Source organism: Streptomyces iranensis (genome assembly GCF_017874715.1).
GTDB lineage: Bacteria > Actinomycetota > Actinomycetes > Streptomycetales > Streptomycetaceae > Streptomyces > Streptomyces iranensis.
In genome coordinates this window covers 385,574-411,413 of sequence record NZ_JAGGLR010000007.1, presented here as the reverse complement: position 1 = coordinate 411,413, position 25,840 = coordinate 385,574, and the positions used below count along the sequence as shown (strand labels likewise).

Genomic DNA, 25,840 nt, shown 5'->3' with positions numbered 1-25,840 from the left:
CGCGCTACGCCGAGGGGGTGTGGCTGACCGGGCGGCCGAGGCGGGCCACGGCGCGGGCGAAGACGGCCGCGTCGTGCACCGCCGCCCCGCCCGTGTCGTTGTTGAAGTACGCGTAGACCTCCGCGTCGGCCGGCCAGGTGTCCCCGATCCGCCGCGCCCAGGTGGCCAGCGCCCGGCGCCCGTAGCGCGGGGCCGGGCGGGCGAGGCCGCCGTGAAAGCGCAGATACCCCCAGCCGGTGGTCCGCCACAGCGGGGTGACCGGCCGGGAGCCGGAGTCGGCCCAGCACAGCGCGGCCGAGCGGCGCTCCAGCACGGCGCGGATCTCCTCGGTCCACCAGGAGGTGTGCCGCGGTTCGACGGCCACCCGCGTCCCGGAGGGGAAGCAGCCCAGACAGCGGTCCAGCAGTTCGCCGTCGGCCCGCAGGGTGGGAGGCAGCTGCACCAGCACCGGGCCCAGCCGGTCGCCGAGCCCGGCCGCATGGGACATCAGCCGCTCCACCGGCTCCTCGGGATCGCGCAGCCGCTTGATGTGGGTGAGGTAGCGGCTCGCCTTGAGCGCCATCACAAAGCCCTCCGGCAGCCGCCCCCGCCAGGTGGCGAACTGGTCGTACGAGGGCAGCCGGTAGAAGGCGTTGTTGCTCTCCACGGTGGCGAAGGCGCGGGTGTACTCCTCCAGCCACAACCGCTGCGGACAGCCCTCGGGGTAGAGATCGCCGCGCCAGTCCCGGTACTGCCATCCCGAGGTGCCGATCAGGGCGGTCATGCCTCGCCCGGATGCCAGGGCGGCCACTGTCCGGGCCGGTCCTCCCAGTGCACCTGGGCCGGGTCGTCCAGATCGATATCGGGGAAGACCTGCCGGACACGCGGCTCGAACTCCTCCCGTTCCAGCGGTTCGCACCCCAGGCCACGCAGCCGCACCAGCCGGTAGCGGCCGTCGGCCCCGATTGACTCGACGAAGACGGGGTAACCGGACTCGTCCGGACCTGTGGCGTTCTCCATACCTCCAGGGTGCCGGGTCTCCGGTATCCGCGCGCCCCGGCCGCCGGCCGGGGACCGCCGGTTCGCGGACGGGCGGACCATCGGCTCGACAGGTGTCGGCTTGATATGTGGATGAGTCCTTCAGGAGCGGGGGTGAGCCATGATCTTCACCGACCGGACGGACGCCGGGCGGCGCCTCGGCGAGGCGCTGCGCCCCTTGGCGGATGAGAAACCGGTCGTGCTCGGGCTGCCGCGGGGCGGGGTGCCGGTGGCCTTCGAGGTAGCCCGCGCGCTCCATGCGCCTCTGGACGTGATCATCGTCCGTAAGCTCGGCGTCCCCTACCACCGGGAGCTGGGGTTCGGCGCCATCGGCGAGGGCGACGTACGGGTCATCCATGAGGCGATCGTCCGGATGAGCCGGGCCGATGAGGCGGACCTCGCCGAGGTGGAGCGGACCGAGCGGGACGAGCTGGCCCGCAAGGCCCGCCGGTTCCGCCAGGGCCGCTCGCGGATCCCGGCCGGGGGCCACACCGTGATCATCGTGGACGACGGCATCGCGACCGGCGCCACGGCCCAGGCCGCCTGCCGGGTGGCGCGGGCCCAGGGCGCCGCGCGAGTGGTCCTCGCCGTGCCGGTGGCGCCACCGGACGCGGTCGCCGCGCTGCGCGGGGACGCGGACGAGGTGGTGGCCCTCTCCACCCCCTCGGACTTCGCGGCGGTGGGGGAGTGGTACGAGGACTTCTCGCAGACCGCGGACGACGAGGTGGTGGAGTTGCTGTCCCGGTCGACCGGAGAGACCGGTGAGGCGCATCCTGGAAGGTGACGCAGGAGGTGAGCGCGATGGAGACGATCGTGGGATGCGACATTCAGATGGAGTTCCGTGAGATCGGTCCGCTGACCGAAGCGGTCGTCCGGCTGAGGATGCACGACGGCACGGAGATGCTGGCCCAGGGCCGTGCCAACCGCAACCCCGACGACCCGGCACAGCCGAGAGTCGGCGAGGAGATCGCGGCGGCGCGGGCACTGACCAATCTGGCGCACCGGCTGATCGGCAAGGCGGGCGGCGACATTGAGGAAGTCACCCATTCCAAGGCGCATTTGGTGATGTAAGGCCGTTGAGGCGAAGGAGCGTCCGCCGCGGTGGTCCACCGCGGGCGGAGGCTTCTGTGCGCATGCGCTGCCCGGGTGCGGACCCGTTCAGCGGTGGCCGAGGGTGAGCTGCTGGCCGGGCCGGATCAGATCCGGGTCGGCGCCGATGACCTGGCGGTTGATCTCGTAGAGCCGCTCCCAGCCGCCCGCCACTCGCTCCCTGTCCGCGATCCGGGAGAGGGTGTCACCGCGGACGACGGTGTACGACCCGGCCCGGGGCTGGGCCTTGGCCGGTGGTTCGGGCACGGCCTTCGGGACGATGAGCAGCGGTTCGGCCCTCGTGGTCGTGACCGCCGAGACGGTGGTGGCGTTCGGGGTCGGCGAGGTGGGCGTGGGGGCTGAGGCGGCGTTCGCCTGGCCGATGCCGATGAGCGGCAGGGCGACGCCCGCGCCGCCCGCGGTGATCGCGAGCGAGGTACGGGAGACACGGTGGGGCCGGGGCCGGCGATGGCGTCCGCGTGCGGCCATGGAGTTCCTTCTTCCTGTCCTGGTACGGCAGTTGGCGAGTGCGATGGCTGCCGAACAGTAATCCCAGGGTTCCGGCGTGGACAAGGTGTTCGGATGTTTGCGGTAGAGAATCCAATGTGAGGAATTTGAGCGCCGACGCGATCAATGTGCCCCGTACATAAGAGCCCGCGCGCGGGGAAGGGAGTCCCAGGGGGACCGCACCTGAGGCATCGGGGCACCCGCCCTCGATGCCGGTGGCCCCCGGCAGACGGCTGACCTCGGGAGGTCGCTCATGAGTCACATGAGTCAACGGAACGGTTCGGCTCCTCGGCGTACGACTCGGCGCACGGCGGCAGCGCGCTCCCGGCCGCCCGTCTTATGCGCCTTGCTGATCGGCGCGCTGGCCACGGTCACCGCGTGCGGCAGCGACACCGGGGACGGGGACTCCGCGCGGCGCGCCTCGTCCGTCACCTCCGCCTCCTCCGCCGCGCCACCCTCCTCCCCTTCGGCCGCCTCCTCGGCCTCTTCCAAGAGCGGCTCCTCCCGGAACGAACGGCCCGCCTCGCGGACCGCGCAGTCCCCTCCGCCCTCGGCGCGGCCCTCGCACCCGTCCTCCTCACGGCCCGCCGCCGCGTCCGGGGAGCGCCGCGTCTGCTCCAAGGCGCAGCTGACGCTGGCGGTCGGCCGGATGGACATCGGGGCCGGCAATGTGTACCTGCCCCTGGTGTTCACCAACAAGTCCGCCACGACCTGCACCCTCACCGGATACCCCGGTGTCTCGCTGCTCGACTCCACCGGCGCGGTGATCGGCGACCCCGCCACCCGGCGCGGCCCCACGCGCTCCCCGGTCTCCCTGCCGCCCGGCGGCAGCGCCTCGAGCAGTCTGCACACGCTCAACGAGGGCATGAACGACACCCCGTGCCGCGGCACCGCCGCGCGGATCCGGGTCTATCCGCCGGATTCCTTCGACGCGATGAACGTCTCGGCCCGGTCGTTCCGGGCGTGCGGAGGCGTGTTCGAGGTCGAGACGATGCAATCCGGAACGGGGGGATGACACCGGCATATCGGGGGGCTCCCAGGCGCGCGGAAGTGTCCGAAAATCTTGACAACGCAGGCGCCGACTGGCCGTGTTCACCCTTTCGCAATCATTAGGGGTAGGCCACCATAGGGATGCCTCATACGAGCCGTTAGGGAGCGTCCGGAGGGGGACGGTGTCATGGAGCGGGTCGCGACCGAGGTCGAGACAGAGCTGCTGGACCTTTCGGGGGCGACACTCGAAGACCTCGAGCGGTACGAAGGGCTTTCCGCGGTGACGGAGCGGCTGCTCGACATCGTCCAGCGCCCGCCGACGATCGGCAACTCGTCGACGTCGGAACCCTGTGTGAGTTAGGCGGCTATGACGTCCTCCGTCACGCGGGGCCTCAACCATCGTTTATCGGCTGGGGGTTTCGCCGAGTTGGCGCGGGGTTCGGGCGGCCCCTCGGCCGTGGCCGAACTGAGGTCGGGACAGCGTAGCCGGGCCATGCTGCTGCTGCGCGCCCTGGTGGACATCGGCTCCGCGCACCCCGCCCTGCCCGGCCCTCTTCCCCTGCCCCGGGACGCCTGGCACCTGCTGATTCGGGCCGAGCACCGCTCCCCGGCAGCCGTGGAGACGCTGCTGCTGCACCCGTCCGTGGGGGTGTGGCTCAACCGCTGTCTGCGCAGGCTGCGCGGTCTGGAATCGGGGGACGGGCCGCTGTGGAGCGCGGTGGGTCATCTGCATGCCATAGCCGCCTCGGCCGCTCTTCTCGCCGGAATCGACTTTCGCGGCACCGTTCCCGTGCACGAGGGCGGGGTCATATTGCCCGCCCTGGGATTCGCCCGCATTCCGGACACCGCCGATGTCGCCGAGGTCGTCAGATACGGCCGTAAGTCGGTGGTGTTATCCGGCCCGTATTCGGTGACGCTGCCCGCCGACTTCTCCGAGGACGCTCCCGGTTGGCACGGACTGCGGCGGCTGCGCGGAGAACACGAGGGGATTGTGTGCGCCCCCCTCGTCGACGACCTCGACCCCTATCGCGACTTTCTCCGGATCCGGGAGCCCGAGCGGCTCGGCGACGAAGAGTGGCAGGGCTGGCAGGAGAGATTCGGCAATGCGTGGCGGCTGGTCTCGGAGCAGCGTCAGGTGGACCCGCGGGGAATCGGCGCCTGTCTGTCCTCCGTCGTGCCCGTGCCGTACGCCGCCTGGCCCGAACCGTTCAGCGCCTCATCGCCGGAGGCGTACGGCTGTGTGCTGCTCAACGGGGCCGCGGACCCACTGACCCTCGCCGCCGCGCTGGTGCACGAGGCCCAGCACATCAAACTCAGCGCCCTGATGGACCTGGTGCCCCTGATCGAAGGGGGCCTGGAGGAGATCCACTACGCGCCCTGGCGGCTGGACCCGCGACCCCTGCGCGGGCTCCTTCAGGGGGTGTACGCGTTCCTGGGCGTGACCGGATTCTGGTGGGACCGGCTGCGGCGCGCCGAGCCCGGACCGGCCCGGGACACCGCCGCGTTCGAGTTCGCCCTGCGCCGGGCACAGACCGCCTCGGGGCTGCGTACGCTCCTCGCTCACGCCGAACTGACGCCCAGGGGCGAGGAGTTCCTCCACCGGCTGGAGGAGCGGCTGACCCTGTGGCTCGCGCAGCGGGTGCCCTCCGTACCGGCGCGCCTGGCGTCCGACCTGATCCACGACCACCGGCTCGTCCACCGCATGCGCCACCTGGCGGCGGACCCGGAGCCGACCGCCCGGTGGGCGCGGGCCTGGCGGGAGCGGACCGACCCGCCCGGGGAGCTGCCCGGGACCTCGGTCCGGCCGACCCGCCCCGAGGCGCCGGCACGCCCCGCGCTCGCCCGGCTCCGGCTCGCGGATCCGGCGGGGTTCGCGCGGCTGTGCGAGGGCGGGGGAGCGGGGCTGCCCGGGGGCGGTGACGCCCCCGACCGGGCCGATCTCGACTGGGCCGCGGGGGACACCGCGGACGCGCTGCGCGGCTACCGGGCCCGCTTGGACGCGGACCCGGACGACATCGCGGCATGGGCGGGGCTCGCACTCAGCCAGCCGGACGGCGCGGCCAGGACGACGCTGCTGAACCACCCCGAACTGGTCCTGGCCGTCCACCGGGAGCTGCGCACCGCACCGGGCACGGGTCCCGATCCGGTGGCGCTGGCGCGGTGGATCGGGACCCGTACGCGCGGGTGAACGGCGCGCGGCACGGGGCCCCGCACGGGGCCCCGCGAACGGCGACGCGGACGACGGCTCAGATGGAGATCGACTCCGCATCGCAGTCCGCCCGGATCCCCCGGGCCGCCGCGACCGTCGCCGGGTGGCCTGCCGTCAGCACCCGGCGCAGCCGGCCGAGCGCGTCCTGGTGCAGCTCCTCCGCCTGCCTGCCCTCACCCAGCGCACGCAGATCCCCCGACAGATTGACCGCACACGCGAGCGTGGTGGGGTGGTCCTCACCGAGCCGGGACCGGCAGGCCGCCAGGGTCTCGACGTCCAGGTCATGGGCCTCCTGATAGTCCGCGAGGGTGTAGTGGTCGCTGGCCAGGTTGATGGCACAGGCCAGCGCCGTGGGATGGTCGGCCGCCAGCCGCTCGACGAGCACCGGCAGCGTCTCCTTGTTCAGCGCCAGCGCCTCGTCCGTCTCGCCCAGCAGCCGCAGCGTCACGGCGAGGTCGACCGCCGCGCCCAGGGTCGCCGGATGCCGTTCCCCCAGCAGGACGCGCATGTCGTCGAGACATTTCCGGCCGAGCTCACGGGCACCCTCCAGATCTGCGGTCTGCCGCAGATCCATCGAGAGGGCCAAGGCCGTGGTGGTGATGTGGAGGTTGGGCTCGGTGTAGCGCAGCCGGTAGCGCTCCAGCACCTCCCGGCTGAGGTCCAGGGCGCCCTCGTGGTCGCCGGCCTTACGACGCGCCACGGCGAGGTTGCGCAGGGCGTAGACCACGGTGGGTGTGTTCGGCGGGAACAATTGGCGGGCGCGGCTACAGGTCTGCTCCAGCATGTCGCGGGCGGCCGGATAGTCCCCGCCCTCGCGGACGTCGATGCTGAGGTTGGCCTCCACCAGGATGGTGAGCAGGGCGTCCTCGCCGAGCACCAGACCAGCGGTGCGCCGGGCGTTCTCGTCCAGCTGCCGGGCGCGCTCGTAGTCCCCCGCCGCGCGCAGCGCCACGGCGTAGTCGTTCGTCGCGGCGATGGAGTACGGGTCCTCGTCCCCGGCGAGCCGCAGGGTCCTGGTCCAGCGGTCCTTCTCCAGCTCCACATAGCGGGCGTATTCGCCCTGGTAGCGGGTGTCGACGGCGACCGCGCCCTGAGTCACCAGGGTGTTCTCGTGGTCGTCGCCCTCCTGGGCGCGCTGGAGCTCCAGCGTCCGGCGGTTGAGCTCCCGGGCCTCGTTGAAGTGGCCGAGCACGGTCAGGACATGGCCCAGGGACCGGGAGACGGCCAGCGTCTCCGCACTGTCCTCGCCGAGCGTCTCCACCCACTTTCGGCGCACCTGGGTGGCGAGCTCCAGCGCGCCGTCGTGGTCGCCCCAGACATGGAGGAAGCGAACCAGGTTCCGCACCATCTGCCGCACCCATTTGTCATCGCACTCCATCGCGCGCGACGCCCGGACATGGGAGAGGAGGTCGGCATACCGCCCCCAGTTCGGGGGTGCCACGTCGTTGGGGTCGCCGAAGGCCAGCAGCACATGGGCGCTGTGCCGCATGTCCGCCTGCTGCTGTGTGGACATCTGGCCGATCAGCACGGCCTGCACCAGCCGGTGCATCTCGATCGTGTTGCTGCGGTGATTGATCTTGATCAGGGCGTAGCGGTTGATCTCACGGATCGCGTGGCCGAGCCTGATGGGGTCCTGCAGCACCTCCGACAGCTCGGGCGAGAGGGACACCCCGCGCACGCCGGAGAAGAGCCGCCGGGAGATCGGCTCGGGTGCGAAGAACGAGCACATCTGGAGGAGCTGGATGGCGCCGGGATGGGTTTCGGCCAGCCGCCGCAGCGACATGTTCCAGGCGGCGGCGACCGGTTCGGGGTAGTCCACCGGAACGCCCGCCGCCAGCAGTTCATTGCGGCGGGTGGAGACATCGGCCCGCTCGTCCTCGAAGACCTGGAGATACTCGTCGGCCGGCATCCCCGTCTCGGTGAGCCACGCGGCCGCCTGCTCGATGGCCAGCGGAAGGTCCCCCAGGGCGTCGGCGACCCGGTCCGCCTGTTCGCGCGGCAGCTCAGGACCCCGGCGGCGCAGCAGCTCGATGCTCTCCTCGCGCTCGAAGACGTCCACTTCGACGGTGCGGGCGGCGCGCGACCACTGGGCGTTCCTCGAGGTGACCAGGATCCGGCCCGGCCCGCCCGCGGGGAAGAACGGCCGAACCGTCTCCAGCTCCTCGGCGTTGTCGAAGACCAGCAGCCAGTTGCGGCACGGCCGTCCGGTGCGCAGCGCGTCGAGCACGCTGGGCACGGCCGTGTTGGCCTCCATGCCCGCGTGCAGCCCGAGCCGGTCGGCGAGCTGGACCAGCGCCTGGCGGATCTGCTCGGGGCGCTCCGCCGGGATCCACCACACCGCGTCGTAGTCGGCGGCGTGCTGATGGACGTACTCCAGGGCGATCTGTGACTTGCCCACCCCGCCCAGCCCGTGCAGGGCCTCGGGCAGCACGGCGGCGGTGCCCTCGCTCTTCAGTCGCTCGTGGAGAGTGTCGAGCAACGTCTGCCGGCCGGTGAAGTTGTTGTTCCGGGGCGGTACATTTCCCCAAATGGACGGGGGTTCCCCGGGCTGGCGGTCCTCCACGGTGGGCAGGGTCCGGGCAGCGGTCACGGACACAAATGTTCCTCTCAGATGCTCCCCCGCCGGGCCCGGCGTGCCGTGCGCCGGCGGGGATGGTGAATCGTCGGCCTGGGACAGCGGGTCTGGTCGGGGAGTCGTGGAGTCAGTCATGGCCGCAACCGCCTCGGAGACCACATATTTTCCCCTGTGTGATGCGTCTTCAACTGGATCGGGCGGGCTTTCCCCCGAGCGGGCGAGCGCCTGATGGGCCAGGACAAGGGCGCGAAAGGAGCGCGCACCCTCCAGGTACGGCCCAGAAAGAGCCTGGTAGACCTGCTCCTGGAGGCGGATGTACGGCAGCAGCCGCTCCGTCCTGGGGAGGTCCCCCACCGAGCCCGAGGGGTGATTGAGCAGATCCCGCAGCATCAGCAGCGGTTTCCAGCGGCGGCCCAGCCGGTCCAGGACGCTGCCGAGGATGTACAGCGACTCGTCCCGCATCCCGGCGGACAGCAGCAGTTCGCGTACCCCGTCGTGGAACTCGTAGCCGATACCCGTCTCGTCCAGCGGGTCGGCGGTCCCCACCTTGCGCAGCAGCCCGCCCAGCAGGACCTCGGCCAGATCGCCCGGACTGCCCTCCGGCTGGTGGATGCCCTGCACGAACTCCATCACGGGAATGTTCAACGGGGCCGCGGCCAGCCGGGACGCCAGCCGGAAGGCGCTCGGCGAGGCGGTGGCGCGGAACCGGAAGACGCGGTCCCAGGCGCTCGGTTCCGGTTCGGGGTCCCAGCGCTCGGCGGGCGCCCCGGGCAGCAGCGCCATCGTGTCCTCGCCGCGCGCCGACGGGCGGGCCACCAGCCGGGCCCAGTTGGCCATCCACCGCGCGTTCAGCTCCAGCACCGGGACCGGCGGCGCGCCGCCCGGCCAGGAGCCGCCGTCCGCCCGCCGCCAGCTGCCGTTGGGGGCGCCCGGTTCGGGGATCCGCACCCGCACCCGCTCCGGGGCCACCCCGGTGTGGTGCCAGCGGCCCTGGTGCAAGACGTGCAGCAGCGCGACCGACGCCTGCCGCGCCCAGCCGGCCAGCGCGCGCTGGGCGCTCTCGTCGCCCCAGGCCGCGCCGATGCCGTCGGTCAGCACCAGCACCGTCCGCTTGCCGCGCGGCGGCATCCCCGCCACCGGCGACCGGTCCGCTTCGGGTAACGGATGGTCGGTGTTCACCCGGTGCACCCGCACATCCCGGAAGGCGCCGGTGCGTTGCAACACGGTGACCAGATGCGCGGCCGTCCGCCGCCACACCACCATCGAACTGCCGCAGTCCACCACCAGGACGGCGTCCATCCAGCGCTCGCGCACGGGCACCAGATCGGGCACCCACAGCCCCTCGCGCGCCGCGCGCTCGGCCGTGGCCTCCTCGTCGACCTCCGTCTCGACCGGCGAGGGCGCGGTGCGCTTGAGCGGCCGCAGCGCCCGGGACAGGGCGCGCTCGGGCAGCGGCGGCCCGTCGGCGGACGGCCGGCGCGCGGGCACGAAGGCCTCCGCGACGGTCGCCGGCTCCGCCTCGCCGGGCGGCGCGGAGCCGCCGACCAGCTCCGCGGGGAGCAGTGGTTCCGACGCCGCGGGCGCCGCCTCGGGCCCGGACGAGGGGCGCTCCCCCTGCCGGTCCTGCCGCGGCTCGTCCGGCGGCTCCTCACCGGGCGGCGGGGCGTCCGCCTCCGGTGCCCCGGGGAGGGGGCCGGGGTCCGGCGGCCCGGGGCCACGGTCCGTCTCGGCCTTGCAGACCGCCAGCCACAGGGCGTCGGCGAGCTGCCGCCAGTCGAGGTCCCGCGGGCCCGGCCCGGCGGACCTGCCGCCTGGGTCGTGTGTCATGTCGAGCCCGCTGCGCTGTCCAGCCGATGCCAGACGGCCTGCAGTAGCTCCTCCCACTCGGGCCCCGGAACATGTGACTGGGACGTCACCAGATACACCGCGTTGAGCAACTGGTCGGCGGCGAGGCCGCCTTCGCGCTCGCTGCGCTCGAGGAACATCTGGATCAGCTCCCGCGCACGCGGATCGTCGGCCCGCCCCAGATGCGCGGCCACGATCGCGGCGAGCCGGTCCGCGTCCGGGTCGGGCAGCCGCAGCTGGAGACAGCGCCGCAGGAACGCGGGCGGGAACTCCCGCTCGCCGTTGCTGGTGATGACGACGACGGGGAAGGCGCGGCAGCGCACCCGCCCCGATGCGATGACGGTACTGCGCTCCGGGTCGTCGGTGAGGACCGATACGGCCGGGCGGCGTCTGCGGATGCGCACCAGCTCGGGGATGGCGTACTCGCCGGCCTCGAAGATGTCGAGGAGGTCATTGGGCAGATCGATATCGCTCTTGTCGAATTCGTCGATGAGCAGGACGCGCGGCAGGCGGTGCGGGAGCATCGCCGTGCCCAGCGGCCCGAGTTGGAGGAAGTCGCCGATGTCCTCCGGTCCGGGTTCGTGCGCGTCCCCCTCCGACGCCTGGCCGGCCGCGGCGGCGTGCACACGGCCGACGGCATCGTAGCCGTAAAGCCCGGACCGCAGGGTCGAACGCGTGGTGATCGGCCAGCGCAGCACCCGGCCCAGGCCCAACTCCCGGCTGATGCGGTACGCCAGCGTGGACTTGCCGGTGCCCGGACGGCCGGTGACCAGAAGGGGACGTCTGAGGATCAGCGCCGCGTTGACGAGATCGGCCTCCTCCGGGTCGGAGCGCACCCCGAGGGGAGTCGCGCCCAGCCGCCGGGCGGCGTCCTGCTCGTCCTCCGGCGGCGCCGGGGGCTCGGTCGGGGCGTCGTCCGCGTCCGATAACGCGCCGGACCGGCCGTCGCCCTCGACCGGACCGGCCGAGACCCCGCCGAAGGCGCGCCACGGGGGCGGCGGCGGAAGGATCTCCTCCAGGCTTACGTCGTGCAGCGGGCGCCCGGTGCCCTGGTAGATCCACCAGGGGCGCGGTATTCCGGACGGCAGGGCGGCCGAGGCGGAACCGGAATCCTGGTGGATCCGTCCGTTGTGGCGCCGCGCAGACTCTTCGTCGCTCATCGACCACCCACCCCCTCGTCCGGCCCCGTAATGCGCCCTTGCGGTTCCACGGGACGGGTCGGGTCGTCCCAAACGAGCACCACATGCTGCCCCAGGTGATGCTCCCGCTCCGCGGAGTCGATCGTATGGGCGTCCAGACGTAACTCTGTCACGGCTTCGCGGAGCCGTGCCAGGTTCCCGCTGGCGTCGGCCTGATTTTGTCTCAGCTGCTGGACGAAGCCGGGGGCCCGGGTCGCCCGGCCGTCCCAGGCGACCACCGGAATCCCGGCCCGCCAGGCGGTCAGCGCCTCCGAGGTGCCCTCGGGAGTGATGCCCGGGGGCGAGGTCAGGACCAGGGCCACCACCTGCGGATCGGCCTTGAGCCGGGCCAGCAGGGCGGTGGGGTCGCCGGAGCGCGGGCTGTCCGGGTCCTCGCCGTCCACGACGAGCTGCTTGGCGCGCTCGGGCTGCTGGTCGAGGAGGTTCCAGCGGTGCTTCCACTCCCGGTGCCAGCGCCTGGTCCGGCTCCGCTCCAGGCTCCGTACGACCACCGGGTAGTGCATGTACAGCGGGATGGGCAGCTCGCTGTCGAGCTCCAGACGCCAGCGGTGGACCGGCAGATTCAGGTCATCCGGGCCGAGCATGAACTCGACGTGGATCGCGCGGGCGTCGTCCCACTCCTCGGCCGCCTGGTACACCAGCGTCTGGACCGCCCGCTCCGCGGTCTCCGCGGTGACCTGGGTGACCGGGCCGCGGACCGGATGCCAGCCGGTGGGGTCGTACTGGTGCCAGGACGAGAGCTCGTAAGCCCCGGCCTCCTCCCGCGGCAGCAGCCGGATCACCAGATAGGCGTCCACCGGACCGGCCGGGGCGGCATGGCCCACCTGCTGCCGCAGCGACCGCAGCTGGGGCGTCAGGCCCAGCTCCCGAGCCTGATCATCGGCCCAGTCGCGCAGCGCGTCGGCCCTCTGCAGCGGACGCGCCGCCGCCGCGAGGTACTCCACCAGGGCGAGCCCCGGCGGCAGCCCGCCCGGCTGTGCGTTCATCCGGCTGAGCACCTCGAAGGCGTGCCAGGGGCCGGTGACCGCGGGGACGTCCTGCAGCGGGCCCGCCGCGGTACGGCACAACTGGCCCAACTGCTCGATCTCCAGCTCCTCCAGCAGCGACCGCAGCTTCGCGATGGCGGTCTCGGGCAGCGCCGGACGGGCCGTCATCTGCTCCATGACCGAGTCGAGCCGCTTGATCGCGTCCTCGTCCGCCGCCGCCATCACCGCGAGGGACGCGCGTAGCGCGTGCATGATCCGCACGTTTTCCAGGCATTCGCGGGCCAGCTCCACCAGGAAGTAGTCGGTCACCCGGTGGGTGCGCACGGGGACGCTGGTCATCTCCAGCTCCATGGCGACCAGATCCAGACACAGCGTGCGCAGATCCGGATCCGTCAGACAGCGGAACTCCTTCAACGCCGTGACGAGGTTGCCGACCGATTTCAGGCCACCTTCCCCCATGGCCGCCATGCCGTGCCCTCCCCCGAGGCCGCATCATCGGTCCCCGCCGCCGATGATCCCGCCGGAGACCCTGCCACACGCGGGTGCCACCCGCCGGGACTCCGGGACAACTTGTATGCCCCGCGAGCCTCTCGTGACACCCCTTGCGAGTATGTCCGTGGCACCGTCCCCCGCGCCCGGGGCGGGCCCCGCCGCGGGCAGGGACACCTCCCGGCGGCGGACCGGGGAGCCCGAGCCCGCGGCGACCGCGAGGCGGAGGGCCGTCCTCCTCAGGGGCCCACCTGGACGGTTCCGGTGAGCTCGCGCGGGGGCGCCCTCCCGGGGTGGCTCGGAGCGGGTGCGGGGGAGGGCGGCCCGGGGCCCTCGCCCGCCGGGCCGGCAGGGTGAGGAGGGTCACTCCAATCCTAGTTCCTCGACGCGCCGGGCGAGTTCGGCGGCCGCCGGATCGTCCGGCGCGAGCACCGCGACCACCTCCACCAGTTCGCCCATCGCCCGCCGCGCCTCGCAGACGCGCAGCAGGGACAGAGCCTCCGCGCGGCTCGCCGACTGACGGCCCACCGCGGTGCCGACGGTGGGCAGTTCGTCGAGCAGCTGCTGCCAGTGCGCGGGGGAGGTCATCCCGGGCACGGCCAGCAGGGTGTCCGCGAGTACGCCGAGGTCACGGATGGTCAGCCTGCGCCGCCGGGGGCCCTCGGGCGGCGTACCGGCGGTAAGGGGTGGCGTACCGGCATCAAGGGGCGGCGTACCGGCGGCGAGTGGTCGGGTCGTTGTCGGGGCGTCCGCCGCGACCGGGATGCGGCCGATCAGTTCGAAGGCGAAGGCGGCCGCGTTCCTGGAGGCCACCGGCTGCCAGCGCTCGTCGTGCGCCTCGCCCTTGTCCCCGAGCAGATCCGAGATGCCGCGGATCACCAGCGCGTCCAGCTGCTGATTGACATACGCGCCCGCGAGGAAGCCGAAGCCCTCCATGTCCACCGCGAGCGCGTCGCCCGCACTGGCCGCGAGCCTGAGCCCGGCGTCCGAGCGGTGGTGTGCCACCACCCGGCCACCCGCCGCGAGGGGCTTCACATGGGCCCGGGGGCGCGGCGCGTCGCCCCCGGGGCGGATCCGCCGCTGCCACGCGTCGCCCGCCGCCGCCAGCCGGGCCAGCTGCACCAGCCCGTACGCGGACTGATAGGTCTTCTGCCGGGGCAGGAACCCCGTCTCGGTGTCCTTGCCGGTCTCGTAGTCGTACACCGCGTCGGCGGCCACCACATCGCCCAGCGCGACATCCTTACGGCCACCCGCAACCCCCACGAACAGCACCGCCCGGGGCGCGAACAGCGCCGCCGCCCGCTCGACCGAGGCCGCGGCGCCCGGATTCCCCGGCCCCGTCATATGGATGGCGACCGTCCGCTCCCCGGACTCCGCGCGGAACACGCCCAGCTCGAACACCGCTCCCCGCTCCGCCTGGACCGGACGCGGATCCTCCAGATGGGCGCGCACCGCCCGGTACTCGACCTCCAGCGCCGTCAGGACCACCACATCGGCCCGCGCCGTACCCCCATTGACCTCAGCACCCACGGAATCCCCCTAGGACTGCCCTTGCCGACACCTTACGGAGCCCGATGAACTCCCACGGGTCTTCCCACATCACGGCCGGTGCAGATCCGCGTACAGCACGATCTGCACCGCCAGTACGAGGACCAGCGCCACCTCCGCCACCGACACCGCCAGCAGCACCGCCCGCACCGGCTCCGACGTCCAGTACACGATGAGCGCGGCGATCGGCGCCACCGTGAACAGCAGCAGATCCGCCGCGAGCTGCAGCCGCTTGCGGGAGACCCGGCGGCCGTCGTCGCGGTGGGCCCGCTCCCAGCCGAACACCGGTGGCCGGCCCGGGGCGAGCGCCGTCAGCCGGGGCCCCAGATCCTCCCGGACATACCGGCCGATGGCCGATATCTTCTCGTCGTTGACCAGATACGCCCAGCCCAGCAGCGCCGACGCCGGGGGCAGCAGCAACAGCAGCTCCGGGCGCCCATGGCTCTGCAGGGAGAAGGTGATGATGGCCGCCATCGCCGCCAGCGTCGCGTAGAGCAGATTGTCGCGGAACCCGATCCGGGCCCGCTGCTCCTCCTTCACCTGCTCGTACTCCAGGATCAGCAGCCTGCCCGTGACCGCCTCGCTCTCGGCGCTGTTGTCTCGCGTCACCGTGCCCCCTCCGCGGCCCATGACCGGCTCCGGTGCGACCGGCCCCCTGGTGACTGTTTCCGCCGCTACGCCTGGTCCATTCCGTACGCCCGCAACTTCCGGTACAACGTGGCCCGGCCGATGCCCAGGGACTCGGCGGCCCGCACCTTGTTGTCCCCGTGCCGGCGCAGTGCCTCCAGGATCGCGGTGCGCTCCGCCCGTTCGATACCGCTCAGCCGACGGGTGGCCGGTGGCACCCGCAGCCCGTACGGCAGCTCCTCGCGCCGCACCGGCCCGGTGGCGCGGCGGCGCTCGGCCACCTCCCGTACGACATGGGCGAGTTCGGCCACATTGCCCGGCCAGGTGTGCTGCTCCAGCGCCCGGCGGGCGTCCAGGCTCCAGGTCAGCGGGGGACGTCCGGGGGAGGGGCGCCGGGCGAGGCCCGCCAGCAGCGCCGGGATGTCCTCGACGCGTTCCCGCAGTGGCGGCAGCGTCACCGACCGGGCCGCGAGGATGTCCAGCAGCCGGCTCAGACACGGGCCGGTGGGCGCCCCCGGGGTGTGCGTCGCCACCAGCGGTGCCGCGGGCCGCTCTTCCAGCAGCGAGAGCAGCGCCGCCACATCGGACTGGCCCAGCCGCTCGGCGTGGCGCAGGAGCAGCGGCGGCGCGCCGCCGCCCCCCTCCGGCTCCGGTGGCTCAGCGAGTGCGTGACACCAGCGCGGGACCTCGCCGGGCACCTGCTCGGCGGCGTCGACGACACGCGGCGCGGCGGCGCCCCGCAGGCCGAGCAGGGCGCGGGCCAGCGCGGTCTTGCCCACGCCCGGCTCGCCGATCAGCAGCAGCGGCTGCACGGCCCGCGCCAGCTCCGTCGCCCGGGAGACGGTCAGCCGCCAGGGCCGGGACGTGCCCACGAGCCCCGGAAGCCGGTCATGGCCCCGCCGCTCCGCCGACCGCGCCCGCCGGGCCGCCGTGCACACCGTGGCCATGGCCCCGATGACCTCGCCCCCGTGCACCAGGCGCGTCATCTTTACGGTGCGCCCGGCGCCGTCCGGTACGGGGATCTCGCCGTCCGATACGGGGATCTCCTCCGGTGCGTGCTCCTCCGGTCCCGTGGCCGGTCCCGTATCCGCGTCCCTGAGGAGGGCCGTGGCATGCCGCTCCAGCCGCGCCAGCGTCTCGTGCGACAGCAGCCGCGCGGCCTCCGGGCTGACGAGGCGGCTGCTGCCGTCGAGCGCCACCACCGCCGCCCCCTCGGCCCGCTGCCGCAGATACGCGTCGAGCAGCACCCGCTCCGGCGGGCGCGCCCGGCCCCGTAGCTCCGTCTCGATCGCGTACGCGGTGGCCTCGGCGAGCGCCGCGCCCGGATGGGCGGTGCGGCTCTCGTCCAGCGGGACCACCACGGTGACGGTGCCGGCCGGGCGGCCCGCCGTCGGTTCGTACAGCGGAACGCTGACCGCCGACACCTCCTGCCACAGGTCGAGGAAGTGCTCGGGGCCGTGGACCTCGGCCCGGCGTCCCGTACGCAGCGCGAGCGCGGCGCTGTTGTGCCCGACCGCCTTCTCCGACAGATCGAGACCGGCCATCCCGTCGGGCGTGGGCGCGGGCGCGGGCGTACCGGCGTAACGGCCGCCGCCCGACCACAGCGCCCGGCAGCGGGAGTCGACCAGCACCAGCCCCATCGCACCGCTCAGCGCCGGCGCCACGCGGTCCAGCACGGGGTGCGCGGCGGCCAGCAGCGGTGAGTCCACCGGCGGCCGGACCCTGGGCGGGGCCGCCAGATCGCGCGGTACGCCGAAGAACCGCGCCCGCCGCCAGGCTTGGGCGAGGTCCTCGGGGATCCCGTCGCCCGGTGGCCGTCCGCTGAAGAACCGGTCCCGCGCCCGGCGCAGCGACGAGAGGGCCGGGTCGGCGGGGGTGTCGTCGGTGGTCGTCACAGCATCACCACCGTATACGCCGCCAGTGTTTCGAAATGAGACACCTCGGGGTCCGGGTTCTGGAACAAGATCATCAAAGTTGATCGGCGACCCCCGACAGCCACATCGGCTTCCGCCATGCCGAAGCGTCCCCGCAGGCGGCGGAGTTGCTGCTCGGCGCGCTACGGAAGATCCTCGGCCACGGCTGACACCCACCCCCCAAGCGTCCGGAGCCCGACCTGGGGCTTCATCATGGACATGCCCCCATCCCCAGAGAAACCGTTAGTGAGATGACTGCAATGCCCCTCGCACTGCTCCGGCGCATGCGCACCAAGCGTCCGGACCGCGGATCAGGACTGAGAATCCCCCTGCCCGTGGGTGCCGGAGCCTTCAGCTGCGAGATCATGGACCCCGTCGGCCAGGCCCTGGGCGGCGTGGAGGTCACCGTCACCGAGACGCGTGGCGCCGCCCGTACGGTGGCCAAGGCCACCACCGATCCGCATGGGCTGTTCCTCGCCACGCTCGAGCCGGGGCGGTACACGGTGCTGCTCACCGGAAGCGGTCTGCAGCCCAACCGCCTCACCGTCGACATCGCCCCCGGCCAGAGCGAACCTCCCCGCCGGGTGCAGATGGAGCCCTCCCAGCAGCTGGAACTCCCCCCGCCCGGCACCTGGCTCTTCGACCCTCCGCACACCGCGATCCGCTTCATCGCCCGCCACGTCGGCATGGCCAATGTGCACGGCCGCTTCACCCGCTTCCGGGGCGGCATCCACATCGCCGAGCGGATGGAGGACTCCCGCGTCGAGGTCGTCATCGACGCCTCCAGCATCAACACCGGCAACAACACCCGCGACGCCCACCTGCGCTCGGCCGACTTCCTCGACGTCGACAACTTCCCGGAGATCCACTTCGCCAGCAACCGCTTCACCTGGCGCAGCGGCCCCAAATGGACCATCCAGGGCCCCCTCACGATGCACGGCGTGAGCCGCTCGGTGACCCTGGACACCACGTACCTCGGCGCCGTCAACGGCGGCTACGAACAGGAACTGCGCTGCGCCGCCCTCGCCACGGCCGAACTCCACCGCGAGGACTACACGCTGAACTGGCGCAATATGCTCGCCCGCGGCATCGCGGTGGTCGGCCCCACGGTCAAGCTGGAACTCGACATCCAGGCGATGTACCGCAGCCACAACACGCCGACCCCGCCGGAGTAGGCGGCCACTCGGTTACCGATGGGGGCGGGCCCGGCGGCCCGCCCCCATCGCCGTGTCGGATCACCGGTAGAAGACCGCGACACCACCGTGATGCGAGCACGCCCCCTGGTGGTGGGCGGCGTAGGAGTAGCTGCCGTCGTTGCAGAGTGCCGTGGCCCCGCTGCTGGATCCCCCCGTGCTGCTGGATGACGAGCCGCCGGAACTCGATGAGGACGAGCCGCCGGACGAGGTGCCGCCGGATGACGTGCCGCCACCGCTGGTGGATGAGGACGAGTCGTCCTCATCATCGGTGCCGCCCGTCGAGGCGTCGGCCCGGTAGGAGCACGATTCGTCGTTCTTCACCACGTTGAAGGTGATCGTGCTGTCCTCGTCGACGCGGCCGGGGCTGGGGTCCTGTGAGCACACCCGCCAGTTGCGGTCCCAGACCTGAAATCGGCCGTGCCCGGTCAGGTCGTGGCTGCGCAGACGGTAGAGCCCCAGCTCCTGCGCCGCGTCCTGGGCGTCCTGCAGGCCCCGGCCGGTGAAGTCGGGCAGCTTCACCTTCACCACGGTCGGAGCGGAGGTTTTCGGCGCGGCCGGGGACGCGGTGGTGTGCGCCGGGGTGGGTGAGGCGCTGGGTGATGTCGACGGTGAGCCGCTCTTGGCGACGACGGTGGTCGGCTTGTCGTCCTTCTTCGACGAGTCGCCGTCGTCGAACGCCGCTCCGATCCCTCCGATTACCAGCAGACTCAGCAGGCCGAGACATCCACAGCCAAGTGCCGTCTCCTTCTTGTTTCGTCCCTCACCCCGTGATGGACGGTTATTCCGAGACATGAGCCCCCCTTGACTGATACACGGAGCGTTGACCGTAACCTCACTCGTTGAAAGCTGAAGAGCTTGTGTGGGAGATGTGGTCAAGTTGTGATGAAGTGAGAGGCGGTGGTCAGCGCATAGATTGGGCTCACCCACCGAACGACGAAGGCGGTAGATCTCATGAGCCTGTACGACATCCCCCTGCGCACCCTCACCGGCGAGCCGACCTCGCTCGGTGAGCATCGGGGTGCGGCGCTGTTGGTGGTCAATGTGGCGTCCAAGTGCGGTCTGACCCCGCAGTACGAGGGGCTCGAGCGGCTGCAGCAGCGCTATGCCGGGCGCGGGTTCACCGTGCTGGGGGTTCCGTGCAATCAGTTCGCGGGGCAGGAGCCGGGGACGAGCGAGGAGATCCAGACGTTCTGCTCGACGACCTACGGGGTGTCCTTCCCGCTGCTGGAGAAGGCCGATGTCAACGGCGAGCAGCGGCATCCGCTCTACGCCGAGCTGACGGGGACGCCGGACGCGCAGGGCGAGGCGGGGGACGTGCAGTGGAACTTCGAGAAGTTCCTGATCTCGCCGGACGGTGAGGTCGTGGGCCGGTTCCGGCCGCGGACCGAGCCGGAGGCGGACGACGTCGTCGCGGCGATCGAGGCGCAGCTGCCCCGGTGAGGTGCGGGGAAGCGGGTGGGGCGAGGGGCCGGGCGGCCCCTCGCCCGCCCGGTCAGCCGCGTTCCGCGGCAAACGCGGCCAGCCACGCCAGCGGCGCGTTCCAGTTGATCGCCACCTCATTCGTGGAGTACGAGCCGATGTCGTCGATGTAGCACGCCGCGGGCGCGCAGCCCGGGAGCTTCTCCTGCGCCACCGGATCCTGCAGCCCCGAGTTCGCGCCGCCCGCGATCGATCCGGCGGGCGGGTTCGGCAGCGAGGCGTCGTACTGATGCGCCCAGAAGCGGTGGTGCTGGTTCTGGGAGGCGTGCTCGCCATAGCCGGTGACATACGACTGGCCGAGCGCGTTCCGGCCGAGCAGATAGTCCAGCGTCTCCAGCGCCCCGGTGCGGTACCGCCGCTGCTTGGTGAGCTCGTGGGCGACGGCCATGACGGCCCCGTTGTTGGCCACTTGGCCGTTGGAGCCCCATACGTAGCCGTCCGCCGGCAGCGGCACCGCGTAGCCCTGGCCGGCCATCGTGCTCAAGCGGGCGTCGGCCGCGGACACCACGGAGGCGCGGACGCGGGCGAGGTCGGTGGCGGGCAGGCCGTTGGGGACGGTGGCCAGGACGATCCGCCCGAGGGGCCCGGTGTCCTGCCAGCTGAAGCCGTGCGGGGTGAACACATCGCTCGCGGTGTGATACGGCGAGGAGGTGACCGCGTCCCGGTACCGCGCCTCCCCGGTGGTCGCGTACAGCTCCGCCGCCGCCCAGTAGAACTCGTCGCCCACCTCGCTGTCGTCGTACGCCCCGCCGCCGGTGGAGTCGGCGGTCGGTGCGAGCACACCGGGGTTCGCCCGTGCGGCGGCCCAGGCGCGGTGCGCGGAGTCCAGGCAGCGGGCGGCGAAGGCGGCGTCGTACGGGGCGTAGACCCGGGCGCACTGGGCCGCCGCGGCGGCCAGGTTGAGAGTGGCGGCGGTGGACGGCGCGTGCAGCTCACGCGGCTCGGCGTCCTGCTCCGGTCGGGTGGGCAGCCCGGTCCAGGCGGCGTCATGGACCTTGTGGAAGGCCATGCCCGCCCGCGGTTTGCCCTCCGGGATCTGCATACGCATCAGGAACTCCAGCTCCCAGCGCGCCTCGTCGAGCACATCGGGGATCTTGTTGCCGCGCTCGGGGACGCGCAGCGTGGAATCCCCGAGCGCGGCCGCGTGCCCCGCACGCTTCGCGCGCTCGAAGGAGTTGACCAGCTGCCAGACCGCGAGTCCGCCGTTGACCACGTATTTGCCCTGGTCACCGGCGTCGTACCAGCCGCCGCGCACATCCCGGGTGTAGTCGCACACCCCGCTGACGCAGGGCACGGCGGTGTCGCCCCGGTTGGGGGCGACGCCCAGATGGCCGGCCGGGCGCGCGTAGGCGGAGCCGGCGAGCGACGCCTCGATGGGGATACCGCTGCGCTGCTGGTAGAAGAAGGACATCGCGTCCGCGCGCAGCCCGTCGTAGAGGTTCGCGCGGATGTCGAAGGGGTGGCTGCTCCGCCCGTCCACGGTGAGCGTGTAGCCGGTGCCCGTCCCCTGGTACGAGGAGAAGTCCGCCAGATGGGCCGACTGCCCGGAGGCGGTGTCCGCGCCCCGTACGGTGGTGGTGCCCGAGGCGGCCGTCCGCCCCGCGGCATCGCGCAGCTGCCAGGGCAGGGCGGTGGTGCTCGTGCTGACGGCGGTGGCGCGTTTGGGGCCGTCCGGCAGATACCCCAGCTGATTGACCTGGACGGCGGAGGGCGCTGCGGAGGCCGAGGGCGCGGCGGGGGAGTCGGCTCCGGCGGGCGCGGACTGGGCGGTGATCAGCAGCAGCGCGCCGGTGAGCAGCGCGGTGGCGGCCCGCGCACCGCGCGGACGGCGTAACAGGGGCAGGGACATGAGGGACTCTCCTGGGGAGTGGGAGGCATGGGAGCGCTCCCAACTTGTGTAATGATGTGATCGCAGTGCGTCAAGGGACTGGACGGGTGCACGGTCCATCCCGCCCCCTCTGTCACATCGCGCCCGGCCCATCCGTCAGCACGGTGTGGCCTGCGACGGTGCGGTCCGGACAAGGGGATGTGAACGATGGACGAGAACCACCTTCTGGCGGAGGGTTTCGAGGCCCACCGCGGCCATCTGCGCGCGGTGGCCTACCGCATGCTCGGCTCGCTGAGCGAGGCGGACGACGCCGTCCAGGAGGCATGGCTGCGGCTCAGCCGCTCCGACACCGGGGCGGTGGAGAACCTGGGCGGCTGGCTGACCACCGTCGTCGGCCGGGTCTGCCTGGACATGCTGCGCTCGCGCACCGCCCGGCGCGAGGAGCCCCTGGGCGTGCGCCTCCCCGACCCGGTCATCAGCCGGGAGAGCGGGCCCGGACCCGAGGATCAGGCGCTGCTCGCCGACTCGGTCGGCCTCGCCCTGCTGGTCGTCCTGGAGACGCTGGCCCCCGCCGAACGGCTGGCCTTCGTACTGCACGATCTGTTCGCCGTGCCGTTCGACGAGATCGCACCCATCGTCGACCGCACCCCGGCCGCCGCCCGTCAGCTCGCCAGCCGCGCCCGCCGCCGGGTGCGGGGAGCGGCCCCGGTCCCCGACGCGGACCTCGCCCGGCAGCGCGAGGTCGTGGGCGCCTTCCTCGCCGCCGCGCGCGACGGCGACTTCGAGGGGCTGATCGCCGTGCTCGACCCGGATGTCGTGCTGCGCGCCGACTACGGCCCCGCGCCCGCCCCCGCCCCGCGCGAGGTGCACGGCGCCGCGGCCGTGGCGGACCAGGCGCTCACCTTTTCCCGCCTCAGCGGCCCGGGGCTCCACGCCCGGTCCGCGCTCGTCAACGGGGCCGTGGGCGTGGTCAGTTCGCGGGAGGGGCGGCCGTACTCGGTGCTGGCCTTCACGGTCGCGGACGGCAGGATCGTGGCGATCGACATCCTGGCCGACCCCGAGCGGCTGAGCGGGCTCGACCTGACGGGCCTGGACTGACAGGCCTGGACCGGCGGGCCTGGGCTGATGAAACAGCGAAGGCAGGGAGATGCTCCTCCCTACCACTATCAACCTATAGCGCACCGGGGGGCTTGCGGCAAGACCCGGGGTCTGCCTCAGGATGGGCGGCCGATGCCAGTACCTGGGGAAACGGGGGGTTTGCGATATGCGTGTGGTGTTGTCGACATGGGGGTCGCGCGGGGACGTCGAACCGCTGGCGGGACTCGCGGTGCGACTGCGGGAACTCGGCGCGGAGGCGCGGGTGTGCGCCCCGCCGGACGAGGAGTTCGCGGCGCTGCTCGCCGGTGTCGGCGTGGAGCTGGTGCCGCTCGGCCCGACGGTGCGCTCGGTGGTGACCGGCGAGCGGCCGCCGTCGGCGCAGGCCGCGTTCCGGCTCGCGCCCGAGCTGGTCGCCGCGCGGTTCGACACGCTCACCGCGGCGGCCGAGGGAAGTGACGTACTCCTCGCGACCGGCCTGATGCCGGCCGGCGCCCGCTCGGTGGCCGAGAAGCTGGGCATCCGCTATGTGTTCGCGTGCTTCCATCCGTTCGGACTGCCCTCGCGGCACTTCCGTCCGGGAAGGCGGCCCGGCACACCGTCCCCGAAGGAGGAGACCGACCTCAAGGTGCTGTGGGACCAGGACGCCCAGCGCGTGAACGAGCTGTACGGCGAGGCGGAGAACCGCCACCGGGCGGCGATCGGCCTGCCGCCGGTGGACAACGTCCGCGATTACGTCTTCACCGACCGGGCGTTGCTGGCGGCGGACCCGGTCCTGGGCCCGTGGCAGCACATGACGGAACTCGACCTCGTCCAGACCGGCGCCTGGACCCTGCCGGACGAACGTCCGCTCCCGGATGACCTCGAGGCGTTCCTGGACGCCGGTGAACCTCCGGTGTACGTGGGCTTCGGCAGCATGGCCATGCACACCTCGACCGACCTCGCCCGGGTGGCCGTCGAGGCGGTCCGCGCGCAGGGCCACCGGGTGCTCCTCGCCCGCGGCTGGGCCGGACTGGCCCCGATCGACGACCGGGACGACTGCTTCGCCGTGGGCGAGGTCAATCATCAGGCGCTGTTCGCCCGGGTGGCCGCGGTCGTCCACCACGGTGGCGCGGGCACCACGACGACGGCCGCCAGGGCGGGCGCGCCTCAGGTGGTGGTCCCCCAGATCGCGGATCAGCCGCACTGGGCCGCCCGGGTGGCCGAGCTGGGCATCGGCACGGCACACGACGGTCCGGCCCCGACCCTCGACTCCCTGTCGGCGGCGCTGAAAGCGGCCCTGACCCGCGAGACCCGGGCACGGGCGGGGGCCGTGGCGGGCAGGATGCCCACCGATGGGGCGACGGTGGCCGCGAAACTGCTCCTCGACGCCGGGGCGGCGGACGGTCAGGCGCGCAGGTAGGTGAGCACCGCGAGGACGCGCCGGTGTCCGTGGCCGTCCAGGCGGAGGTCGAGCTTCTGGAGGATGGAGCTGACATGCTTGTTGACCGCGGCCTCGGTGACATAGAGGTCGCGGGCGATCTCGGTATTGGAGCGTCCCTCGGCCATGAGGGAGAGGACCTCGCGCTCCCGCGGCGTGAGCCGCCGCAGCGGGTCCTGCCGCCGTCGCAGGAGCTGGCGCACCACCTCGGGGTCCATGACCGTCGCCCCGGCGGCCACCTGCTCGACCGCGCCCGCGAAGTGGGTGACGGCGCTGACCCGGTCCTTGAGCAGATAGCCGATGCCGCTCTCGCTGCCCAGGTCGAGCAGGTGGGTGGCGTAGGACTGCTCGATGTACTGGCTGAGCACCAGAACGGGCAGACCGGGGCGGTGGCCGCGCAGCGCGACCGCGGCGCGGAGGCCGTCGTCGGCGTTGCCCGGGGGCATCCGCACATCGGTGATGACGATGTCGGGGTCGTGCTCATGGGCCGCGGCGATCAGGGCGTCGGCGTCGCCGACGGCCGCCGACACCCGGTGGCCGAAGCGGGTGACCACGCTGACCAGGCCGTCCCGCAACAGCGGTGAGTCTTCGGCGAGCACGATGTTCAGCGGCACGGGAGCTCCACGCACAGCAGTGTAGGGCCGCCCGCCGGGCTGGATATCCGCAGTCTGCCGTCGGCCGCGGCGACGCGGTCGGCGAGGCCGACAAGACCGGTGCCCGCGGCCGGGTCCGCCCCGCCGACGCCGTTGTCCCGGACCGACAAGGTCAGGACATCCGCGTCCAGCCGGGCGTGGACCTCGGCCCGGGTGGCCCGGCTGTGCTTGCTGGCGTTGGCCAGGGCCTCGGCGACGACGAAGTAACCCGTGCTCTCCACGGTGGCGGGCAGGCGGTACGGAAGCCGGATGTCGACGGCGACGGGGAGGGCGGAGCGGGTGGTGAGGTTGCCGACGGCCGCGGCGAGGCCATGGTCGGTGAGGGCCTTGGGGTGCACACCCCGGCTGAGTTCACGCAACTCGTCCACGGCGAGGGTGACTTCGCCCTGGGCCAGCGCGAGCTGCCGGGCCACCGGCGAGCCCGGCTCCGCGTCAAGACCGGCCAGGCCGAGCATGACATTGATGGAGACCAGCCGCTGCTGGGCGCCGTCGTGCAGGTCCCGCTCGATCCGTCGGCGCTCCGCGTCGAAGGCGTCCACCAGACGTGCCCGGGAGGCCCGGACCTCGGTGAGCTCCCGGCCCAGTTCGCCGTCGCGCGGCGCCAGGATCAGACGCGTCAGCGCGGCGCGGGCGCCGGCCCAGGCGGTGATGGTGTACGGCGCCGCGGGCAGCAGGCACAGGCCGATGACCAGCCACGGCCAGGCGCTGGGGTCATCCATCGGCGACGTCATGAGCAGGACGGGCAGGGCGAGGGCGAAAGCCAGGACGAGCAGATCCATCCACCACAGGGCGGTCATCGACACCGCCGTGAAGCTCAGCTCCCGCCAGGTCGCGGGCTCCCGCAGCCGGGTCTCCAGCCACCCGCGCAGCCCGGGGCGCTCAGGGGCCCGGTGCGGATCCGGCGCCGGGTCCGGGTCCACCAGCCGCAGCCGCCGGCGTTCGATCCGGGTGACGACGATGCCGGACAGCGCCACGGCGAGGAGGAGGACGGCGCCCACCCCCACGATCAGCGACACCAGCCCGGCCGCGGCCATGATCAGCAGCGTGACCATGGCGATCGCGCCGAAGACGACCCCGGACAACAGATAGGCCAACGCCCGCCAGGGCCAGGCCGAGGCCAGGAACCCCAACGGATGCTGAGCGAGAGCCTGCCAGGCTGTTCGAGAAGTCACCCG

The 25,840-nt window shown here is 72.7% G+C and carries 22 protein-coding genes and 1 pseudogene; 9 read left to right on the top strand and 14 right to left on the bottom strand.

The annotated features are described in order from the left end of the window. Positions 1 to 4: 4 nt before the first annotated feature. Both J2Z30_RS15295 and J2Z30_RS15290 read right to left on the bottom strand, forming a co-directional pair. A complete protein-coding gene (locus tag J2Z30_RS15295; RefSeq protein ID WP_044567984.1) occupies positions 5 to 763 on the bottom strand; it encodes a DUF72 domain-containing protein in 759 nt (252 codons plus the stop codon). After that, positions 760 to 999 carry a hypothetical protein gene (locus tag J2Z30_RS15290; protein ID WP_044567983.1) on the bottom strand — a complete coding sequence of 80 codons (240 nt, stop codon included), beginning with the start codon at positions 997 to 999 and terminating at the stop codon, positions 760 to 762. The genes J2Z30_RS15295 and J2Z30_RS15290 overlap by 4 nt, the downstream gene beginning before the upstream one ends. A 139-nt stretch (positions 1,000 to 1,138) precedes the next feature. On the opposite strand from J2Z30_RS15290, the pseudogene J2Z30_RS15285 reads away from it, so the two are divergent. Both J2Z30_RS15285 and J2Z30_RS15280 read left to right on the top strand, forming a co-directional pair. Beyond that, positions 1,139 to 1,783 (top strand): annotated as a pseudogene (locus tag J2Z30_RS15285) (phosphoribosyltransferase); the annotation flags it as partial. A gap of 35 nt (positions 1,784 to 1,818) precedes the next feature. Beyond that, on the top strand, positions 1,819 to 2,088 hold the full coding sequence (locus tag J2Z30_RS15280) for a DUF1876 domain-containing protein (protein ID WP_037952439.1): 270 nt from the start codon (positions 1,819 to 1,821) through the stop codon (positions 2,086 to 2,088). 87 nt (positions 2,089 to 2,175) lie between these two features. On the opposite strand, the gene J2Z30_RS15275 is transcribed toward J2Z30_RS15280, so the two are convergent. Together J2Z30_RS15275 and J2Z30_RS49590 are read right to left on the bottom strand one after the other, a co-directional pair. After that, positions 2,176 to 2,595 (bottom strand): LysM peptidoglycan-binding domain-containing protein, encoded by a 420-nt coding sequence (locus J2Z30_RS15275; protein WP_044580956.1) that lies wholly within the window; start codon positions 2,593 to 2,595, stop codon positions 2,176 to 2,178. Positions 2,596 to 2,880: 285 nt separating this feature from the next. Continuing rightward, on the bottom strand, positions 2,881 to 3,270 hold the full coding sequence (locus J2Z30_RS49590; protein ID WP_245387999.1) for a hypothetical protein: 390 nt from the start codon (positions 3,268 to 3,270) through the stop codon (positions 2,881 to 2,883). On the opposite strand from J2Z30_RS49590, the gene J2Z30_RS49585 reads away from it, so the two are divergent. The 3 genes from J2Z30_RS49585 (at position 3,263) to J2Z30_RS15260 (ending at position 5,791) form a co-directional block, all read left to right on the top strand. Continuing rightward, positions 3,263 to 3,628, top strand: coding sequence for a DUF4232 domain-containing protein (locus J2Z30_RS49585; RefSeq protein WP_245387998.1), 366 nt, complete (start codon positions 3,263 to 3,265; stop codon positions 3,626 to 3,628). The two genes, J2Z30_RS49590 and J2Z30_RS49585, sit on opposite strands and share 8 nt — an antisense overlap. A 162-nt stretch (positions 3,629 to 3,790) precedes the next feature. Beyond that, positions 3,791 to 3,964 carry a hypothetical protein gene (locus J2Z30_RS15265; protein WP_209468683.1) on the top strand — a complete coding sequence of 58 codons (174 nt, stop codon included), beginning with the start codon at positions 3,791 to 3,793 and terminating at the stop codon, positions 3,962 to 3,964. 132 nt (positions 3,965 to 4,096) lie between these two features. Next, a complete protein-coding gene (locus J2Z30_RS15260; protein ID WP_245387997.1) occupies positions 4,097 to 5,791 on the top strand; it encodes an HEXXH motif domain-containing protein in 1,695 nt (564 codons plus the stop codon). Positions 5,792 to 5,849: 58 nt separating this feature from the next. Here the strand turns inward: J2Z30_RS15260 and fxsT are convergent, their stop codons facing one another. The 6 genes from fxsT to J2Z30_RS15230 all read right to left on the bottom strand — a co-directional run bounded on the left by fxsT (position 5,850) and on the right by J2Z30_RS15230 (position 16,976). Continuing rightward, positions 5,850 to 10,214, bottom strand: coding sequence for an FxSxx-COOH system tetratricopeptide repeat protein (gene fxsT / locus J2Z30_RS15255; protein WP_044567980.1), 4,365 nt, complete (start codon positions 10,212 to 10,214; stop codon positions 5,850 to 5,852). Then, positions 10,211 to 11,392 carry an AAA family ATPase gene (locus J2Z30_RS15250; protein WP_107073243.1) on the bottom strand — a complete coding sequence of 394 codons (1,182 nt, stop codon included), beginning with the start codon at positions 11,390 to 11,392 and terminating at the stop codon, positions 10,211 to 10,213. The genes fxsT and J2Z30_RS15250 overlap by 4 nt, the downstream gene beginning before the upstream one ends. After that, on the bottom strand, positions 11,389 to 12,885 hold the full coding sequence (locus J2Z30_RS15245; RefSeq protein WP_044567979.1) for a VMAP-C domain-containing protein: 1,497 nt from the start codon (positions 12,883 to 12,885) through the stop codon (positions 11,389 to 11,391). Before J2Z30_RS15245 ends, J2Z30_RS15250 begins: the two co-directional genes overlap by 4 nt. A 384-nt stretch (positions 12,886 to 13,269) precedes the next feature. Next, the gene (locus tag J2Z30_RS15240) at positions 13,270 to 14,436 is read right to left on the bottom strand and encodes a phosphorylase family protein (protein WP_078956486.1); all 1,167 of its coding nucleotides are present in this window, start codon (positions 14,434 to 14,436) and stop codon (positions 13,270 to 13,272) included. Between the two features lie 69 nt (positions 14,437 to 14,505). Then, positions 14,506 to 15,063, bottom strand: coding sequence for a hypothetical protein (locus tag J2Z30_RS15235; RefSeq protein ID WP_107073487.1), 558 nt, complete (start codon positions 15,061 to 15,063; stop codon positions 14,506 to 14,508). A 65-nt stretch (positions 15,064 to 15,128) separates the two neighbouring features. Then, positions 15,129 to 16,976, bottom strand: coding sequence for a sigma-54-dependent Fis family transcriptional regulator (locus J2Z30_RS15230; protein WP_044567976.1), 1,848 nt, complete (start codon positions 16,974 to 16,976; stop codon positions 15,129 to 15,131). 278 nt (positions 16,977 to 17,254) lie between these two features. Between J2Z30_RS15230 and J2Z30_RS15225 the strand changes: the two genes are divergently transcribed. Then, a complete protein-coding gene (locus tag J2Z30_RS15225) occupies positions 17,255 to 18,169 on the top strand; it encodes a YceI family protein (protein ID WP_044567975.1) in 915 nt (304 codons plus the stop codon). 60 nt (positions 18,170 to 18,229) lie between these two features. On the opposite strand, the gene J2Z30_RS49580 is transcribed toward J2Z30_RS15225, so the two are convergent. Further along, complete coding sequence (locus J2Z30_RS49580; RefSeq protein WP_044567974.1) at positions 18,230 to 18,982, bottom strand: DUF3761 domain-containing protein; 753 nt, start codon at positions 18,980 to 18,982, stop codon at positions 18,230 to 18,232. Between the two features lie 159 nt (positions 18,983 to 19,141). Here J2Z30_RS49580 and J2Z30_RS15215 point away from each other — a divergent pair, with 159 nt between their 5' ends. Then, the gene (locus J2Z30_RS15215; RefSeq protein WP_044567973.1) at positions 19,142 to 19,630 is read left to right on the top strand and encodes a glutathione peroxidase; all 489 of its coding nucleotides are present in this window, start codon (positions 19,142 to 19,144) and stop codon (positions 19,628 to 19,630) included. A 52-nt stretch (positions 19,631 to 19,682) separates the two neighbouring features. Here the strand turns inward: J2Z30_RS15215 and J2Z30_RS15210 are convergent, their stop codons facing one another. Next, on the bottom strand, positions 19,683 to 21,518 hold the full coding sequence (locus J2Z30_RS15210) for a glycoside hydrolase family 9 protein (protein ID WP_044567972.1): 1,836 nt from the start codon (positions 21,516 to 21,518) through the stop codon (positions 19,683 to 19,685). Positions 21,519 to 21,704: 186 nt separating this feature from the next. Between J2Z30_RS15210 and sigJ the strand changes: the two genes are divergently transcribed. Both sigJ and J2Z30_RS15200 read left to right on the top strand, forming a co-directional pair. Continuing rightward, positions 21,705 to 22,595 carry an RNA polymerase sigma factor SigJ gene (gene sigJ, locus J2Z30_RS15205; RefSeq protein WP_044567971.1) on the top strand — a complete coding sequence of 297 codons (891 nt, stop codon included), beginning with the start codon at positions 21,705 to 21,707 and terminating at the stop codon, positions 22,593 to 22,595. Positions 22,596 to 22,761: 166 nt separating this feature from the next. Then, positions 22,762 to 23,994 carry a glycosyltransferase gene (locus J2Z30_RS15200; RefSeq protein WP_044567970.1) on the top strand — a complete coding sequence of 411 codons (1,233 nt, stop codon included), beginning with the start codon at positions 22,762 to 22,764 and terminating at the stop codon, positions 23,992 to 23,994. Here the strand turns inward: J2Z30_RS15200 and J2Z30_RS15195 are convergent. Then, positions 23,979 to 24,626, bottom strand: coding sequence for a response regulator (locus J2Z30_RS15195; protein WP_044567969.1), 648 nt, complete (start codon positions 24,624 to 24,626; stop codon positions 23,979 to 23,981). The genes J2Z30_RS15200 and J2Z30_RS15195 overlap by 16 nt on opposite strands. Beyond that, the gene (locus J2Z30_RS15190; protein WP_044580952.1) at positions 24,617 to 25,837 is read right to left on the bottom strand and encodes a sensor histidine kinase; all 1,221 of its coding nucleotides are present in this window, start codon (positions 25,835 to 25,837) and stop codon (positions 24,617 to 24,619) included. The genes J2Z30_RS15195 and J2Z30_RS15190 overlap by 10 nt, the downstream gene beginning before the upstream one ends. Between the last annotated feature and the right edge of the window lie 3 nt (positions 25,838 to 25,840).

Excerpts from the sequence above, each read along its gene's own strand:
- J2Z30_RS15295 (WP_044567984.1), bottom strand. The coding sequence starts at position 763 with ATGACCGCCCTGATCGGCACCTCGGGATGGCAGTACCGGGACTGGCGC.
- J2Z30_RS15290 (WP_044567983.1), bottom strand. The coding sequence starts at position 999 with ATGGAGAACGCCACAGGTCCGGACGAGTCCGGTTACCCCGTCTTCGTC.
- J2Z30_RS15280 (WP_037952439.1), top strand. The coding sequence starts at position 1,819 with ATGGAGACGATCGTGGGATGCGACATTCAGATGGAGTTCCGTGAGATC.
- J2Z30_RS15275 (WP_044580956.1), bottom strand. The coding sequence starts at position 2,595 with ATGGCCGCACGCGGACGCCATCGCCGGCCCCGGCCCCACCGTGTCTCC.
- J2Z30_RS49585 (WP_245387998.1), top strand. The coding sequence starts at position 3,263 with ATGGACATCGGGGCCGGCAATGTGTACCTGCCCCTGGTGTTCACCAAC.
- J2Z30_RS49590 (WP_245387999.1), bottom strand. The coding sequence starts at position 3,270 with ATGTCCATCCGGCCGACCGCCAGCGTCAGCTGCGCCTTGGAGCAGACG.
- J2Z30_RS15265 (WP_209468683.1), top strand. The coding sequence starts at position 3,791 with ATGGAGCGGGTCGCGACCGAGGTCGAGACAGAGCTGCTGGACCTTTCG.
- J2Z30_RS15260 (WP_245387997.1), top strand. The coding sequence starts at position 4,097 with ATGCTGCTGCTGCGCGCCCTGGTGGACATCGGCTCCGCGCACCCCGCC.
- fxsT (WP_044567980.1), bottom strand. The coding sequence starts at position 10,214 with ATGACACACGACCCAGGCGGCAGGTCCGCCGGGCCGGGCCCGCGGGAC.
- J2Z30_RS15250 (WP_107073243.1), bottom strand. The coding sequence starts at position 11,392 with ATGAGCGACGAAGAGTCTGCGCGGCGCCACAACGGACGGATCCACCAG.
- J2Z30_RS15245 (WP_044567979.1), bottom strand. The coding sequence starts at position 12,885 with ATGGCGGCCATGGGGGAAGGTGGCCTGAAATCGGTCGGCAACCTCGTC.
- J2Z30_RS15225 (WP_044567975.1), top strand. The coding sequence starts at position 17,255 with ATGCCCCTCGCACTGCTCCGGCGCATGCGCACCAAGCGTCCGGACCGC.
- J2Z30_RS49580 (WP_044567974.1), bottom strand. The coding sequence starts at position 18,982 with ATGTCTCGGAATAACCGTCCATCACGGGGTGAGGGACGAAACAAGAAG.
- J2Z30_RS15215 (WP_044567973.1), top strand. The coding sequence starts at position 19,142 with ATGAGCCTGTACGACATCCCCCTGCGCACCCTCACCGGCGAGCCGACC.
- J2Z30_RS15210 (WP_044567972.1), bottom strand. The coding sequence starts at position 21,518 with ATGTCCCTGCCCCTGTTACGCCGTCCGCGCGGTGCGCGGGCCGCCACC.
- sigJ (WP_044567971.1), top strand. The coding sequence starts at position 21,705 with ATGGACGAGAACCACCTTCTGGCGGAGGGTTTCGAGGCCCACCGCGGC.
- J2Z30_RS15200 (WP_044567970.1), top strand. The coding sequence starts at position 22,762 with ATGCGTGTGGTGTTGTCGACATGGGGGTCGCGCGGGGACGTCGAACCG.